This window comes from Nocardia abscessus NBRC 100374, from assembly GCF_000308455.1.
Classification (GTDB): domain Bacteria; phylum Actinomycetota; class Actinomycetes; order Mycobacteriales; family Mycobacteriaceae; genus Nocardia; species Nocardia abscessus.
On the sequence record NZ_BAFP01000025.1, the window covers coordinates 41,758 to 57,739 of the forward strand.

At 68.5% G+C, this 15,982-nt stretch carries 15 protein-coding genes; 6 read left to right on the forward strand and 9 right to left on the reverse strand.

Features of this window, described 5'->3' with window-relative positions:
- The first annotated feature begins 250 nt into the window (after nucleotides 1-250).
- Nucleotides 251-802: a DUF2165 domain-containing protein gene (locus ON19_RS04095; protein ID WP_218006370.1), complete on the forward strand. Its 552-nt coding sequence runs from the start codon at nucleotides 251-253 to the stop codon at nucleotides 800-802.
- Nucleotides 803-840: 38 nt separating this feature from the next.
- Here the strand turns inward: ON19_RS04095 and ON19_RS04100 are convergent, their stop codons facing one another.
- Both ON19_RS04100 and ON19_RS04105 read right to left on the reverse strand, forming a co-directional pair.
- Entirely contained in the window at nucleotides 841-3,741 is a 2,901-nt protein-coding gene (locus tag ON19_RS04100; protein WP_043686995.1) for a UPF0182 family protein, read from the reverse strand.
- A gap of 68 nt (nucleotides 3,742-3,809) precedes the next feature.
- On the reverse strand, nucleotides 3,810-4,424 hold the full coding sequence (locus ON19_RS04105) for a TetR/AcrR family transcriptional regulator (protein ID WP_174377663.1): 615 nt from the start codon (nucleotides 4,422-4,424) through the stop codon (nucleotides 3,810-3,812).
- A gap of 84 nt (nucleotides 4,425-4,508) precedes the next feature.
- Here ON19_RS04105 and ON19_RS04110 point away from each other — a divergent pair, with 84 nt between their 5' ends.
- Nucleotides 4,509-6,731: a glycoside hydrolase family 3 C-terminal domain-containing protein gene (locus ON19_RS04110; protein ID WP_043686998.1), complete on the forward strand. Its 2,223-nt coding sequence runs from the start codon at nucleotides 4,509-4,511 to the stop codon at nucleotides 6,729-6,731.
- Between the two features lie 14 nt (nucleotides 6,732-6,745).
- Here ON19_RS04110 and ON19_RS04115 read toward each other — a convergent pair whose 3' ends face one another.
- Entirely contained in the window at nucleotides 6,746-8,044 is a 1,299-nt protein-coding gene (locus tag ON19_RS04115) for a YhgE/Pip domain-containing protein (RefSeq protein ID WP_051168509.1), read from the reverse strand.
- 65 nt (nucleotides 8,045-8,109) lie between these two features.
- Between ON19_RS04115 and ON19_RS04120 the strand changes: the two genes are divergently transcribed.
- Nucleotides 8,110-8,706: a TetR/AcrR family transcriptional regulator gene (locus tag ON19_RS04120; protein ID WP_043687003.1), complete on the forward strand. Its 597-nt coding sequence runs from the start codon at nucleotides 8,110-8,112 to the stop codon at nucleotides 8,704-8,706.
- A gap of 49 nt (nucleotides 8,707-8,755) precedes the next feature.
- On the opposite strand, the gene ON19_RS39665 is transcribed toward ON19_RS04120, so the two are convergent.
- The 6 genes from ON19_RS39665 to ON19_RS04145 all read right to left on the reverse strand — a co-directional run bounded on the left by ON19_RS39665 (nucleotide 8,756) and on the right by ON19_RS04145 (nucleotide 12,988).
- The gene (locus ON19_RS39665; protein ID WP_063709390.1) at nucleotides 8,756-8,902 is read right to left on the reverse strand and encodes a DUF1059 domain-containing protein; all 147 of its coding nucleotides are present in this window, start codon (nucleotides 8,900-8,902) and stop codon (nucleotides 8,756-8,758) included.
- 86 nt (nucleotides 8,903-8,988) lie between these two features.
- A complete protein-coding gene (locus tag ON19_RS04125) occupies nucleotides 8,989-9,876 on the reverse strand; it encodes a VOC family protein (RefSeq protein ID WP_043687006.1) in 888 nt (295 codons plus the stop codon).
- 15 nt (nucleotides 9,877-9,891) lie between these two features.
- Entirely contained in the window at nucleotides 9,892-10,860 is a 969-nt protein-coding gene (locus ON19_RS04130; RefSeq protein WP_051168520.1) for a 2Fe-2S iron-sulfur cluster-binding protein, read from the reverse strand.
- A gap of 149 nt (nucleotides 10,861-11,009) precedes the next feature.
- Nucleotides 11,010-11,237 carry a hypothetical protein gene (locus tag ON19_RS04135; protein ID WP_043687009.1) on the reverse strand — a complete coding sequence of 76 codons (228 nt, stop codon included), beginning with the start codon at nucleotides 11,235-11,237 and terminating at the stop codon, nucleotides 11,010-11,012.
- A gap of 11 nt (nucleotides 11,238-11,248) precedes the next feature.
- Complete coding sequence (locus ON19_RS04140; protein ID WP_043687151.1) at nucleotides 11,249-12,388, reverse strand: 3-ketosteroid-9-alpha-monooxygenase, oxygenase component; 1,140 nt, start codon at nucleotides 12,386-12,388, stop codon at nucleotides 11,249-11,251.
- A gap of 93 nt (nucleotides 12,389-12,481) precedes the next feature.
- On the reverse strand, nucleotides 12,482-12,988 hold the full coding sequence (locus tag ON19_RS04145) for a flavin reductase family protein (protein WP_227954737.1): 507 nt from the start codon (nucleotides 12,986-12,988) through the stop codon (nucleotides 12,482-12,484).
- Nucleotides 12,989-13,212: 224 nt separating this feature from the next.
- Here ON19_RS04145 and ON19_RS04150 point away from each other — a divergent pair, with 224 nt between their 5' ends.
- From ON19_RS04150 to ON19_RS04160, 3 genes are all read left to right on the forward strand, one after another.
- Nucleotides 13,213-14,055, forward strand: coding sequence for an IclR family transcriptional regulator (locus ON19_RS04150; protein ID WP_083899125.1), 843 nt, complete (start codon nucleotides 13,213-13,215; stop codon nucleotides 14,053-14,055).
- A 38-nt stretch (nucleotides 14,056-14,093) separates the two neighbouring features.
- A complete protein-coding gene (locus ON19_RS04155; protein WP_043687012.1) occupies nucleotides 14,094-14,669 on the forward strand; it encodes a PadR family transcriptional regulator in 576 nt (191 codons plus the stop codon).
- A gap of 61 nt (nucleotides 14,670-14,730) precedes the next feature.
- Entirely contained in the window at nucleotides 14,731-15,960 is a 1,230-nt protein-coding gene (locus ON19_RS04160; RefSeq protein WP_051168522.1) for a bifunctional 3,4-dihydroxy-2-butanone-4-phosphate synthase/GTP cyclohydrolase II, read from the forward strand.
- Nucleotides 15,961-15,982 lie beyond the last annotated feature (22 nt).

A 15,982-nucleotide genomic window follows, 5' to 3' on the forward strand; every position in this document is an offset into this window, starting at 1 on the left:
ACCCAACGGCGGCCACTACGGCGGCCCTCGGGTGGGGCTGGTGATCGGAGACGCCGTCCGGCCGGGCGACGGGCCGGAACTACTTGCGTCAGAGGGTTTCTCGATCCACTATCCGCCGACCTCGGCTCCCCGCTATGGGGAGTAGGCGCGATCGGGGGCCTATATGATCGTCGGCGCCTGGATGTCCGGACATTCATGCCAGTCGACCTGAGGTAGGCAGATGACGCGCGGTGGCACAAAGGTTCTCGATGTGGTGGGTAGCCGTCGGATGGCGGTGGCGGCATTGGCCACCATCACCGGCTTCTACTATCTGTTCGTCGCGTTCACCAACTGCGTGGACACCGACACCAACCGCAACGGCGTGGCCGCTGTGCTGTCGATGAAAGCGACGATCCACCATCCGGGCACGGACTGGCGCGCGATCACCAACGGCAATGTCGCGCTCGTCGCCTACATCCTGGTGGTGATCTGGGAGTTCCTGATCGCTTTCGTGCTGCTGGCCGCGGGGGGCGTGTGGGGCCGGGTGCTGACCGGACGGCCGCGCCGGCTGCGAGCCGGTCTCGATGTGGCAGTGAAACTGTCGAGCCTGGGCTGGACCATGGCGGTGCTGCTGTTCGCGGGCGGGTTCCTGACCGTCGGCGGCGAATGGTTCCGCATGTGGGCCAACGACGACGTGAACGCGTCGTCCGCCGCGCTGCAGAATTTCCTCATCGCGGGCGTCGGCCTGATTCTCGTGCACCTACCGGACTCGCGGCCCGGCCCCGCCGCCGAAACTATCGCGCCGCCAACGGAATCGAAGTAGGCGCAAGGCGATTTCCGCGATGATCCACGGCGCGAGCGTCAGCGACCGTTGCGATCGAGTTCGTTCAGCTGCTTCTGAAGACGTTCGAGGGCCGCGCGGATCTCGTCGATCTGCGCGTTGAGTTCGGCGATCTTCGCCTGATCCTGCGGCGCGGCGTCCGCCGGCGGTTGCGCCGTCTGCGGCCCGGTCGGCTGTTGACTCGGTGGCAGCGGAACGCCGGGACCACCGCCGGGCGGCGTGGCGAGCCTGCCGGTCCCCGGGCCGAACACCTGGTCGAGCGCCTCGGCGAGAGTCGGCGCGTAGCCCACGAGGACGCCGCCGGTACCTGGTTCGCGGTAGCTCACCAGCACCCGCGCCAGCTGCGGGAACGTCGAGGCGTTCGGTGTCGTCGAGATCCGCTCGGTGAACAGCGGCTCGACGTAGAGCACGCCCCCGTCGGCGATCGGCAGGGTGAGCAGATTGCCGTATTGGATCCGGTTCGACCGCTCTAGCAGGGTCCGCTCGGATGCCACTCTGGTGTCGGAGATCATCGAGTTCTGGATCTGTTGCGGCCCCTGGGTGAGCGTGTCGGTGGGCAGCTGCAAGACGCTGAGTTTGCCGTAGTTCTCGGGGTCGGAGTGGGCGGATATGTAGGCGGAGAGGAATTCCCTGTTGTACCCGACCATCGCGCTGGACAACCGGAACGACGGCTCGGCGGTGCCCTGGTCGCCGAGCAGGACGTAGAACGGGGGCTGGTGCGGGTTGGTTTCCACCGTGGGGTCGCTGGGCACCGACCAGAAAGCATTGGTGGTGAAGAATTCTCGCGGTTCGTCCACGTGGTATTTGGCGAGCATCTCGCGCTGGATCGTGAACAGGTCCTCCGGGTAGCGGAAGTGGGCGCGCAGCTCCGGGGGGATCGACTCCTCGGGTTCGACCGTGCCGGGGAAGACCTTCATCCACGCCGCCAGTACCGGGTCCTGCCGGTCGATCCGATAGAGGGTGACGGTGCCGTCGTACGCGTCGACCGTGGCTTTGACGGAATTCCGCACGTAGGACACCTCGTGCGGGGAACGGCGGGTATCGTCGCCCGGCGCGAGCGCCTCGAGCGAGCTGTGCTTGGCGTAGGGGTAGCCGTCGACGGCGGTGTAGGCGTCGACGATCCAGACGATCCGTCCGTCCACCACCGCCGGGTAGGGGTTGTTGTCGGTGGTCAACCACGGCGCGACCAGTTCGACGCGATGGCGCGGATCGCGATTGAAGATGATCTTCGACTCCGGACCGATCGCCTTGGAGAAGATGATGTTGCGTTCGGTGTAGGTCACGGCGAAGGCGAGCCGGTTGAGCCAATTCCCGATCGATACGCCCCCTGCGCCGGTGTAGGTGTACTTGGTGGAATCGGTGTCGTACTCCCGGGGCTCGGTGCCGCCGCCGACGATGGCGTAGTCCGGGTCGGCGCTCGCGATCACTTCCCCGAAGTAGACACGAGGCTGGTCCACCCGGATCACTTGGTTCCCCGCCGCTCGCGAGGCGATGTCGCCGACCGCGTAGATGGGATATCCGCTGTTGCTGCTGGCGGCATCACCGGCGGCCTCACGGACAGCCGCGTTGACGCGGTTGGCGGGTGCGGCGACGAACCCGTTCCCGTGGGTGTAGACGGTGTGCCGGTTGACCCAGTGGCGCTGGTTGCCGCTCAGCGCGCTCGGGGTCAGCTCGCGCGCCGCGACCACGTAGTCGCGCAGTTCCCCACCGACGCGGTACCGATCCAGGTCCAGATGCGGCGGGAAGCTGTAGAAGTTCTTCAGCTGTTGCTGCTGGGTGAATGTTCGCGACAGTACGTTCGGATCCAGAAGACGCATATTCGCGATCGTCGTGGCGTCCGCCGGTACCTCGGTCGGCGGCTTGGTGCCGACTCCGGAATACGGCTGGTAATCGACCCGGTCGCTGCCTATCGCGTACGCCTGCCGGGTAGCCGCGATGTTGCGTTCGATATAGACGCGCTCCATGTCGGCGGCGTTCGGGCGGACGGAGAACTGCTCGACGGCTAATGGCCAGACAGCTCCCACCAGGATCGATGACAGCAGCAGAAGCGCGGCGGCCATCGCCGGAATGCGCAGGTCGCGCACGACGACGGCGGCGAACACCGCCACGGCGCAGATGACCGCGATCGCGAAGAGGATCAAGCGGGCGGGCAGCACGGCGTTGATGTCGGTATAGCCCGGGCCCGCGAAAGTGGGCTCCTTGCTGCGGCTGGCGAGCAACGAGTACCGGTCGAGCCAGTAGGCGACGGCCTTCAAGACGATGAACGTGCCGGCCAGTACCGCCAGCTGCACACGGGCCGCGTGTGTCAGGCCGCCCGCTTTCCCGGACAGACGTAGCCCGCCGAACAGGTAGTGCGTCGCGAGGCAGGCGAGGAACGCGAGCACGACGGCCACGAACAGCCAATTGACGACGAGCCGGTAGAACGGCAGATCGAAGACGAAGAACCCGACGTCGTGCCCGAACTGGGGGTCGGACACCCCGAAGGACCCGCCGTGGAGGAACAGCTGGACTCTCATCCAGCTCGATTGCGCGATCAAACCGCAGAGGAGGCCGAGCGTGACGGCGATGCCCACCCCGAATCGCCGCCGCCGCCGCAGCACCACTGCCCGATACGGCCGGAGACTGTCTTCCTCCCCGGCATCGGGGACGAACGACGGACGGAACGCGAAGGCAAGCCATATCGCCGCCAGAACGGCACCGCCGATGAGCAGGCCGACGGCGAGGAACAGCGACAGGCGCGTGAGCAGCGCGGTGAGCCAGACACCGCGGAATCCGACCTCACCGAACCACAGCCAGCTGACATAGGCCCTGATCAGGCGGGGAACGATCAGCATCGACACGACGAACACCGTGGCGGCGATCACCAGCACCCGAGTGCTGCGATGCAACCGCCGCAGGCTGGGGCCGTCGCGTGCGCTCATTTCCCACTTCCGTGGCTGCCGCCCGGCCGAATACAGGTACGGCCGACGCGAAACCGCTAATCCCGATACTACCGGGGTGGGCGCGACCGCTCGGCTCCGTTTCCGGAGCGTTCGATCAGCTCCCACAGATAGGCCACGTGGGCGGCCATGTCCACGGCCGGGTCGTACAACCACTGCGTCTGCAGGCCGTCGAGCAGGGCCATGGTGATGACGGCGAAGCGGTCCGCGTCGAGATCAGCGGGCAGGCGGCCGGATTCGCGGAGGTCGGCGACGGCGCCGGTGAGTGCGTCGCGGGCGGTGCGGTAGCGGTCGCGGAAGTAGTCGTGGGCGGGGTGCTCGGGACGGGTGGCCTCGGCGGAGAAGCGGGCGTAGAGCTCGACCAGGCCGGGCACGTCCGTATTGTGCCGGATCAGGCGGATCAGCGCTGCGGGCAGATCGGACGGCACGGCGGGGGCGGTGAAGGTAGCGCGGTCGGTCTCGTCGCGCCGCGCCAGGATGGCGGCGAAAAGCTGCTCTTTGCTGCCGAAGTAGTGCAGCAAACCGGTTTGGCTCAGGCCGACGGACTCGGCGAGTTCGCGCACGGTGGTCCGGCTGTATCCCACACGCGCCACGATCTCGAGCGCCGCCTCGAGGATCTCCTCCCGTTTGGCGATCCCTTTCGAATACGCGCCGCGCCGAACCACGCCGCGACTGTACTCGGATCGCCCCCGCCACGAAAACCGAATGGCATACTGTTTTCGGTAACGGTTTCGACCCGAGGAGCTGCGATGACGAGCGAGCCCGACCTCACCGACCTCGCGCCGGAGGACCGCGCGGCGCTCGGCAGCGGCGCCGACTTCTGGACCACGAAGGCGATCGGTCCAGTCGCCTCGGTCACCATGACCGATGGCCCGCACGGTGTGCGCAGGCAGCCCGGCGCGACCGATCATCTCGGGCTGGCCGCGAGCCTGCCCGCCACCTGCTTCCCGCCCGCGGTCGGCCTCGCGCAGAGCTGGGATACCGAGCTGGTGCGGCGGGTGGGTGCAGCGCTCGGCCGGGAGGCCCGCACGCTGGGCGTCGATGTGCTGCTGGGGCCGGGCGTCAACATCAAGCGGGATCCGCGCGGCGGGCGTAATTTCGAGTACTACTCGGAGGATCCGCTGCTCACCGGCCTGCTCGGCGCGGCATGGGTGACCGGTCTGCAGGGCACCGGAGTGGGCGCCTCGCTCAAGCACTTCGCCGCCAACAACGCCGAGCACGATCGGATGCGTGCGAGTTCCGACATCGACCCGCGCCCGCTGCGCGAGATCTACCTGCGCGCGTTCTCCCACATCGTGCGTACCGCGCAGCCGTGGACGGTGATGTGCTCCTATAACCGGATCAACGGTGTGCACGCCGCGCAGAATCGCTGGCTGCTCACCGACGTGCTGCGCGGCGAATGGGGATTCGACGGTGCGGTGGTCTCCGACTGGGGCGCGGTGGCCGACCGGCCCGCCTCCGTGACGGCCGGGCTGGATCTGGAGATGCCGGGCGGCAGCGGCGTCTCCGACGCACAAGTGGTGGCGGCCATGGCCGAGGGCACCCTCGACCCGGCGGACGTCGGCCGCGCCGCGCGGAACGTGGCGAGGCTGGCGGCGAGGGTGGTGGCCGGACGGGAGCTCGGCGATGCCCTGGACAACGTCGGCGACCACCATCGGCTGGCCCGCGAGATCGCCGCGCGCTGTGTCGTCCTGCTGCGCAACGACCGTGACCTCCTGCCGCTCGCTCCGGGGCGCTCGCTGGCGGTGATCGGCGAATTCGCGGTGGAACCGCGATACCAGGGCGGCGGCAGCTCGCACGTCACCCCGACCCGGCTCGATGTGCCGCTCGAGGAGATCCGCGCGCTGTCCGGCGACGGGACCGTTTCCTACAGCCGGGGATTCACCACGAGCGACACCGAGGCGGACAACGACGCGCTGCGCGCCGAAGCCGTCGCCGCCGCCGAGGACGCGGACGTGGCCGTGCTCTTCCTGGGCCTGGCGGCCACCCAGGAATCCGAGGGGTTCGACCGGGAACACCTCGAACTGCCCGCCGAGCAGCTGGACCTGCTTGACGCGGTGGTGCGGGCACAACCGGACACCGTGGTGGTGCTCGCGCACGGCGGAGTGGTTCGTCTGGCTCCGGTGGCGGCGCCCGCGATCCTGGACGGCGGTCTGCTCGGCCAGGCCGGCGGCGGCGCACTCGCCGACGTGCTGTTCGGCGTCGTGAATCCGTCGGGTCGGCTCGCGGAAACAGTGCCGGTACGGCTGCAGGACACCCCGGCCTACTTGAACTTCCCCGGTGAGAACTCGCACGTGCGTTACGGCGAGGGCCTTTACGTGGGCTACCGCTGGTACGACAGCCGGGACATGGACGTGACCTACCCGTTCGGGCACGGTCTGTCCTACACCACATTCGGCTACACCGATCTGGCGCTCGCGGCGGACGCGGCGGGAATCACGGTGCGTGTGCTGGTCACCAACACCGGTTCCCGCGCAGGTCGCGAGGTGGTGCAGGTGTACACGGCGGTGCCCGGCTCCTCCGTCACACGTCCGGCTCGGGAGCTGAAGGGCGTCGCGGTCACCGCCGAACTCGAACCCGGTGCGAGCGAAGAGGTCTCGATTCTTCTGGCCCGCGACGACCTGGCCTACTGGGAGACCCGCGCCGGCCGCTGGGTGGTGGAGGGCGGTAGCTACCAGGTCTGGGCGGGCGCCTCGAGCCGGGATCTGCGCCGCACCGGACAGGTCGACCTCGCCGGAGACGAACTGCGGATCCCGATCACGGCGGAGTCGACCCTCGGTGAGGCGCTGGCCGATCCGACGACGGCGGCCGCGCTGGCCGAGATATTCGGCGGCATGTCCGAAAGTATGGGCGACGCAACGGCACTCGGCGTGGACATGATGCGGATGATCGCCTCCATCCCGCTGAACCGCCTCACCGGTTTCGGTGTCGACCCCGGAAAACTGGACGCGCTACTGGCCGCCGCCGACTGACTATCGATCCATCCTTATCCGGCGACGGCGGGCACACCGGCAATCGGTGCGCTCTCGGCAGGCGCTGTGGCCCGGTGCAGTCCGCGGCGGTCGTAGGCGAAGGTGGCCGTCGCGCCGAGGAGCAGGCCGATTCCGAGGCCGAGCAGCGTCATCCACAGCCCCTGACCGAAACCGGCCGCGGCGCGGGCGTCGAAGAACAGGATGGCGCGCACGGCCAGGTAGATCTGGTGCATCGGTTCGAAAGCGGCCAGGTGCGCGATATAGGGGGGCGTCGCTTCCAGCGGCACCGTGGCGGCCGAGGACGGCAGGCCGAGTACCACGAACAGGATCAGGTTGACCAGCAATCCGGCGGTGCCGAAGGTGGCCAAGACGGCCAGCGCGGTCACGCCGACGGCGACGATGGCCAGCGTTCCGAACAGCCACAACAGCAGCGGGCTGCCCAGCGGAACGCTCAGTGCCGCTGCCACGGCCAGGAATATTCCGGACAGGATCGGCGCCGCGGTGCCGATGACCGCCCACTTCAGCAGCAGGGTCCGGAAGCGGGAGATGCCGGTGGCGGGCGGGTGTACGAACCACGGGCCGTACTCGGTAGGTGTGAAACCGAGGACCGAATCGACGAGCGTGTGGATGATCATGGCGCCGGTGAATCCGGCCAGCAGCAGGATCAGGGTGTAGAAGAACGCGACGAGACCTTGCCCGGCGCCGTCGTCCATGGGGCGATACGGCGCGGTGACGATCTGTACGGGGTCGGCGAGCATCAGGCGGGCAGCGCCACTGAGTTCGACCGGCGCACCCGGCCCCGCCGCGAGGGCGGAGTCCACCTGGTCGGTCAGGTTCTTGCCGACGGTCTCGTTCACCTGGTTCAGCGCGCGGTCCGCGATGCGCTGCATGATGCCGGTGGTGTACGGGCCGATCCGGGGGTTGGTGTGGACGGTGATCAGCGGCCGCTCGATCTGCCCGGGGACCACGGCGGACGCGCCGAGGATCGCCAGCCGCTTGGTGAAGTCGGAGGGAATGACGATGGCGCCGTAGACCTCGCCGTGCTGTAACTGCTTGCGCGCCTCGGCGATACCGACGACGCGCAGGTCGATCTTCTCCTCCGGGATGCCGGCGGCCAGCGCGTCGGCGACCTGGGCGCCGACGTTCGCCGGCTTGCCGTCGAGCGTGTCGCCGACGTCCTGGTTCACCAAGGCCACTGGGAAGTCGTGCAGGTTCTTCTCGGTATTGCCGGCGTAGCCGAGATACATGGTGGCAAGCAGTGCCGCGAAGACCATGAGCACTGCGATCGGGGCGGTGAAGGTCCGAACCGTCATGCGAGCTAATGTAGTCACTGCCTACAAAGTAGGCAATGACTACATTTTGTTATCCTGCAAACACCATGCCGATCACCCGAAGCCGGTCCTATCACCACGGCGACCTGCGCGCCGAGTTGCTGCAGCGGGCCGAGGCGACACTGCGCGAGTCCGGCGTCGACGGCTTGTCGCTGCGTCGGCTGGCGCGTGACGTCGGAGTCAGCCACGCCGCCCCCACCCGGCACTTCAAGGACAAGCAGGCATTGCTGGACGCCATCGCGGTATCCGGATTCCAGCGGCTCGCCGCCGCCTTGGAGCAGACCGCGGCCGCGGGCTCCATCGACGGCCACATCCGGGCGCTGGCCCGGACCTATCTCCGCTTCGCGACCGAGAACCCGGCGCTCGTCGCGTTGATGTTCGCGCGCAGGCACAGCCCGGCGGCCGGCGACGCGATGTCCCAGGTGGTGGACGCCGCGTTCGCGACCCCCGTCGCGCTCATCGCCGAAGCCCAGCAACTCGGCGAGGTGATCGAGGGCGACCCGCGCCGCATCGCGCTCTCCGCGGTCGCGACGCTACAGGGCCTGGCCACCTTCGTCGGCTCCGGCGTGATCGCTGCGGAGACCGCCGAGGAACTTTTGGACGAGACCATCACGCACATGATCGACGGCCTGCGCCCGAGGTGATCCCGTCTCGACAGGTCGCCTGCCACCGCTAGGCGCGGCGCCTTCGGCGTCAGTACGCGATGAACAGGATCTCGTCGCGTGAGTAGTCGTGTCCGGGATGGTTCTCGGCCAGATGGGCCTGTGTCTTCTCCACGAGATCGTCCTCGTCGGTTCCGACGATCGATTCTCCGCAGGGGCAGTTCAGTCTCCGCTTCATCAGCGTCCTTCCTACTCGAATCGACAGTCTAGGCCCAGCGACGCCGATCGAGCGGCGCGGACCGCATCTCGGGGAAGCCCTGCGGGTCAGCCGCGTGACCATTCGTGGCCCCAGTAGCTGTCGGCGGTGATCTCCTCGGCACTGTAGGTGGATTCGTCGACCAAGGCGCCCTCGGTGCCGTATTCGAGATCCCAGCCGCCGGGAGTGCGGACGTAGAAGGAGATCATCTTGTCGTTGGTGTGCCTGCCCAGGGTCGAGGACAGCGGGTAGCCCGCGCGCATGACGCGGTCGAGCGCCCGGCCGACGGCGTCGAGCTCGTCGACCTCGACCATGATGTGCACCAGGCCCGGGCCGTCGGATCGGGTGCCGGGGATCAGGGCGAGGCTGTGGTGGCGCTGGTTGACCCCCAGGAATCGAACGCGCACCGGGGCGACGCCGGGCGGGGTCGGCACCCGGAACGAGCCACGGGGCAGGAATCCGAGAACCTCGCAGTAGAAACGGTTCGCCTCCGCCAGATCGGGTACCGGCAGCACTACATGGCCGAGCCCCAGTCCCTCCGTGACGAAACGATGCCCGTGCGCGGTGACGACCGGGCTGTGATCGAGCACCGGACCGTGGAAGACCTCCACGGTGAACCCGGCGGGGTCGGTGAAAGTAAAGGCTTCTTCCACGCGCAGTGCGTCGACCTGTTCCTGGCCGAGGGGTGTGACCGTGACGCCCGCCTGTTCCAGCGTTTCCCGCAGCCGGGCGAGCGCGCGATAGTCGCGCACCTCCCAGCCGACGGCCAGCACTCGATCCCGCTGCGCGGGAACGAGTTCGAAGCGGTAGGCGTGCTCGTCCATCCGCAGGTACACGCTGTCCGGATTCGGTCCGGTGGCCTGCGCGAAGCCCATCACGTCGAAGGCGAAGGCGCGCCAGGCCGCCACGTCGGCGATGGCGACTCGGACGTAACCGAGCGAGGCTATGTCAGCCATTGTTCGTCGTACTCCTCAGGAATAGGTGACTTGCACCGTGTCGGTGACCGGGACCGCCTGGCAGGCCAGCACGTAGCCCTCGGTCAGGTCGGCGTCGTCGAGAACTTCGTTGTGCCGCATCCGGACCTGCCCCGCGACGACCCGGCAGGTGCAGGCGCTGCACGCGCCCTCGCGGCAGGAGTAGGGCGCCGCGAGCCCGTTGGCCAGCAGCACGTCGAGCAAGACCCGGTGGCGTGGCCAGGGCAGTACGCGTGTCTCGCCGTCGAGTTCGACTTCCACCGCGGCGCTGTCGGCCGGGTCGGTCACCTGCGGCGTATCGGCCTCGAACGGGTTGCCGTTCAGCGACACGAATTTCTCGACGTGCACGCGCTTGCGGTCGGCGCCCAGCCCGGTGAGGGCGGCGCAGACGGCGTCCATGAACGGGCCTGGGCCACAGACGAACGCCTCGCGATCCGACCACGGCCCCGCCAGCGCCGCCAGCCGCGCGCGGGTCGGCAGCCCTTGCAGGGTCTCCAGCCAGTGCACCACGAGCAAGCGGTCAGGATGCCGGGCCGAGAGATCGGCGAGTTCGGCGGCGAAGATCACCGACCGCTCGTCCCGGTTGGCGTAGATCAGCGTGCAATGCCCCGCCCCTGCCGCCAGCACCGATTTCAGGATCGACAGCACCGGCGTGATCCCACTGCCCGCCGCGACCAGCAGCAGGTCGTCGTCGAGCGACGTGGGGGTGAAGACACCGGCGGGTGGCAGCACGTCGACGGTCGTACCTGCCACGGCGTTGTCGCACAACCAATTCGATCCGTAGCCACCGGGCGTCCGCTTGACGGTGATCTTCAACGGCCCACCCTCGTGCGGCGCGCTGGACAACGAGTAGCAGCGGCTCACCGAGCCCGTCAGCTCACTCGGTATCCGCAACGTCAGGAACTGGCCGGGGCGATATTCGATCGAATTCGACTGCTCCGCCCCCGGTTCCAGCTCGAGCGACATCGCATCGTCGGTTTCCCTGATCACCCGCGTCACACGCAGGCTCAGGATTCCGCCGGGAACGGCGGCAGGCGCCGGCGGCACGGCCGCTTCGACCCGATCCACTGTCGTGTCTCCTCTCCGGTCGTCCACGGCTGTCGCGTGCTCCGCGCTCACGGCACGTCCCCGTCCCGCGTGCTGACCTCGAGGCGTCCGCCCGCGACGGCGGCATCGATGCTGTCGCGCAGCGCCGCACACGTCCGCTTCCGCGCGCTGTCCACCCCGGCGAACTCGGCGCACGCCGCCACCGCGGCGCCGCTCCACTGGACACTGGTGTGCTGCGGGCTGAACTTCTCGACCAGCACACAGGTTGCGCAGGTGCGGCAGGTGATTCGTTCCATACCGATACCGCTCAGGCTCCGGCGGCGGCGCGCTCGGCGAGATTCGCGGCGACCTCCGCCTCCCACGCCGTGACCGCCCGGGTGGTGTCGACCTCGAATTCGAAGCGGTCGGTCATCTTCGGGTCGATCTCGGCCACGTCGGTGTAGAACTGCTCGTACCAGCGGCGCAGCTGGTAGACCGGTCCGTCCTCCTCGCACAGCAGCGGATTGTCGATGCGGGTCTTGCGCTGCCAGATCGCGGCGTCCTGTTCGAAGCCGCGCCCCAGACCGCCCGCGAACTTCGCCGCGATCTCCTCCGCCTGCTCGGGTGGCACGCCGTGCGGCTTCTTCACGATCGCGCCGTACTGCAGCACGAATTTCGTGGGCGAAACCGGATAGTGGCAGTTGATGAGGATGCCCTCGACCGTCAGGCCCGCGCTCTCGCTGCGCAGGTGGTCGATCATGTAGGAGGGGCCGTAGTAGGAGGCATCCGAGTGCAGAAGGTTCTTGCCGCCCAGCGCCTTCGCGGTCTCCCCCATCATGTCCTCGCGCGAGACCGACGTCATGTACTGGCTGGCGATGTGGCCTTCGAAGACGTTCTTGAAATAGGTGGGGAACCCGAAGTGCACGTAGAAGAAGTGCGCCATGTCCACCACGTTGTCGATGACCTCGCGGCAGTTGGCGCCGTCGATCGCCATGGTGTTCCAGGTCCAGTCGGTCCACTCGTCGCTGAACGCGCCCTCGATGCGCGGGATGGTGACCCGTTCCTGCGGCGGATTGCCTTCCGGGTCGTTCCACACGAACAGTTGCTTGTTCTGCTCCAACGTCGGCCACGAGCGGGTCCGCGCCCGGGGCGGCACGCGGCGGCCGTAGGGGATGCCGGTGCAGCGGCCGTTGGCGCCCCAACGCCAGTCGTGGAACGGGCAGGCGATGGAGTCTCCTTTGATCCGGCCGTCTCCGAGGTTTCCGCCCATATGCCTGCAGTAGGCGTCCAGTACGGAGAGCTCTCCGCCCGAGCCGGCGAAGACCACCAGTTCGGTGCCGAAGATCTCAACGGTGTGCGGTTTCCCGTCCCGGAAGTCCGCCGCGAGTCCCAGGCAGTGCCAGCCGCGCGCGTACCGGGCCGGCGGAGCGCCCGCGTCGATCACTCGAATCTCGGGGTCGGTAGTCATCGGTTCCTCCACAATTCGCGCACGTTTGTCGCCTCGATATTTCGGTTCGGAATGCCGGCGCGGAAATGTGCAGTCCCACTGGCCGGGAGGCGCTCAGGCCCCATCGAGCCGCCCGAACGCGGAGCGGTAGAACAGCAGCGGCGGGGCCTCCCGATGCTCCGACAGCGCCGTGACGCGCGCGATCACGATGGTGTGGTCACCGCCGTCGCCCTCCTGCTCCAGATCGCAGTCCAGCCAGGCCATGGTTCCGGCCAGCCGCGGCGACCCGTTCGGGGAAGGCGCCCAGTCGACGCCCGCGAACTTGTCGGCGCCGCTGCGCGCCAGCTGCCTGCAGATCTCCTGCTGGTCGTGGGCCAGGATGTTGACGCAGAACCGGCCGACCGTGCGGATACGCGGCCAAGACGTGGACGTGCGCGCGGGACAGAAGCACACCGCCGGCGGCTGCAGCGACAGCGCCGAGAACGACTGGCAGGTGAAGCCGACCGGCCCCTCCTCCGAGCGCGCGGTAATCACCGTGACGCCCGTGCAGAAGCGACCGAGCACGGCCTTGAAGTCGCGCACGTCCAGCGACGATCCGTCCATCTCGAGCACCGGTTCCATCGGGCCTCCTATTTCTATCAGGCATATACCTGATAGCTATGACACCAGGCGGCGCCCGGCGGGCGTCAAGATCGGTGTCCGGTCACCGAGATGGAGATCCGTAGAAGCTACGTAGTTCTCCCGATTCGGCCCGGTCGCGAACCCGCCACTGTGATGGGAGACACAAACGATCGAGCACCTGATGCCCGGTCGACGTTGACCGAATCCGACCGACGGAGGTTCCGATGACCGTCACCCTGCTGCCCGACGCGCAGCCGAGCGCCAGCCGCGGCCCGCACCGCGCCCGCACCGAGGCAGCCGATCCGGGCGCCGCCGACGTGCCGGTGTCGATGATCGAGCGGATGACCCTCATCCTGGACGCGTTCGACGCCGCCACCCCGACGCTGACCTTGCTCGGCCTGGTGGAGCGCACCGGCCTGCCGCGGTCGACGGTGCATCGGATCCTCGACCAGATGATCCGGCTGCGCTGGCTGGCCCACACGTCCGGCGGGTACCGGCTGGGCATGCGCACCCTGGAACTGGGTGGGCTCACCGCCGATCACAACGAGATCCGCGACGCCGTCAGCCCGCTGCTGCACGAGCTGTGTCAGCGCACCGGCATGGTCGGACATCTGGCGGTGCTCGACGGACGCGAGGTCGTCTACCTGGACAAGGCCGGTGGCCGTTTGGCGGCGATGCTGCCGACCCGCCTCGGCGGCCGCATGCCCGCGCACTGCACCGCACTCGGGAAGGCGATGCTGGCCACCTTGGAGCCGAATATCGCCGAAGCCGCGTTCCATTCCCGCCTGCCCCGACTGACCGCGCACACCATCACCGAACCCGACGCGCTGCACCGCACCCTGGCCCAGATCCGGCTGCGGCAGGGCGTGGCGCTGGACCGCGAGGAATCGATGGACGGAATCGCCTGCGTCGCAGCGTCGATGCGCGGTCGGGGCACCGCTCCCGCGGCCCTGTCGCTGTCCGGGCGGGCGGACGCGATGAGCTTCGACAAGCTGGCGCGGGTGCTGCTCGAGATCTCCCACGAGGCCGGCCGGGCGCTGTTCGGGCGCCGGGCGCGCTGGCGCTAGTTCGAAATCCGACGATGACCGGGCGGTACAGTCCGACGATGACCGATGGCGTGACACCCGCGGTGCCCGATCTGCCGACCACCGCGTGGGCCGTGCTCGGAATGCTCTCGCACGCCGACGAACTCTCCGGCTACGACCTGAAGAAGTGGGCCGACTGGAGTCTGCAGTTCTTCTACTGGAGCCCGTCGTTCAGCCAGATCTACGCCGAACTCAAACGGTTGGAGAAGCACGGCTACGCCACCTCCCGCACGGTGGTGCACGAGGACGGTGTGCGCGGCAAGCGGATGTACGCCATCACGCCGGAAGGCCGTGCGGCCGCCGCGAACTGGGTCAACCACGCGCCGGTCGAGGCGCCGGTGCTCAAGCACAGCGTGATGCTGCGGGCGTGGCTCGGCAACCTCGCCGAGCCCGACCGGATGCGCGAGATCCTCACCGAGCACATCGCCTACGCCGAGAAGATGCGCAGGCGGGCCGAGGCCGACGCGCAGGGCGCCGAGGCGAATCCGGACTGGGCCTATCCGGAACTGGTGCTGCGCTGGTGCGTGCGGCACTACGAGGCGGAGCGCGATTTCGCCAGGGAGCTGCTCGCGGACATCGATCGCCTCACTGAGTGAGACGCCGCCTGGTTGTTCCCGCCCCGTCATATTTCGATTAGGCATATGGAGGTGGCGGATGATGACCGGTGAACTGGACACGGTGCCTGCCGCGGTCGCGGCGATCGCGAGCGGGGGTATGGCGCTCGTCGTGGACGACGAGGACCGCGAGAACGAAGGCGATCTGGTGCTCGCCGCGGAGCAGGCGACCGCGGCGAACATCGGGTTCCTGGTGCGGCACACCAGCGGCGTCCTGTGCGTTCCCATGGCAGGCAGCGACCTGGACCGGCTCGAACTGCCACCGATGACGGCGGTGAATCAAGATCCGAAGGGCACCGCCTACACGGTTTCCGTGGACGCCGCGGCGGGCATCGGCACCGGCATATCGGCCGCCGACCGCGCACACACCATGCGCCTGCTCGCCGATCCCGCCACCACGGCCGGGGATCTCACTCGCCCCGGGCACGTGTTCCCGCTTCGGGCGCACCCGGCGGGCGTGCTGGGCAGGCCGGGCCATACCGAAGCCGCGGTCGATCTGGTGCGGCTGGCAGGTCTACGCCCGGCCGGAGTCATCGCCGAGGTGGTGCGCGACGACGGGTCGATGGCCCGGCTGCCCGAGCTGCTGACCATGGCCCGGGTGCACGGCATCCCTATCATCTCCATCGCCGATCTGATCGGCTACCGCCACCGGCTCGAGTCGGGCGTCGTCCGGATCGTCGAGACCCGCCTGCCCACCCGTTTCGGCGAGTTCCGGCTGATCGGCTACCGGGACGAGACGAACCACGCCGAACATCTCGCACTCGTCTTCGGCGCGCCCGGCGACCGGGACGTGCTCACCCGGGTGCACTCGGAATGCCTCACCGGCGATGCGTTCGGCTCGCTGCGCTGCGACTGCGGCGAGCAGTTGGACGCCGCTCTCGAGGCCGTGGCCGCCGAGGGCCGCGGGGTCGTGATCTACCTGCGCGGGCAGGAGGGACGCGGCGTCGGCCTGCTGAACAAGCTGCGCGCCTACGAGCTCCAGGACGAGGGCGCCGACACGGTCGACGCGAATCTGCGGCTCGGGCTGCCCGTCGATGCTCGCCGCTACGACGCCGCCGCGCGGATCCTGGCCGATCTGGGCGTGCGGTCGGTCCGCTTGCTCAGCAACAACCCGGCCAAGCAAGCCGGGCTGACCGAGTACGGCATCGCCGTCGAGACGCGAATACCGTTGCAGGCCAGACCGACCGAGCACAACGTGCGCTATCTGCGCGCCAAGCGCGACCGCATGCGCCACCAGCTGACCGAGGTCGACGCCGCGGTCGCGGTCCGATGAGAGCCGGCGGTCCGGAGCCGAA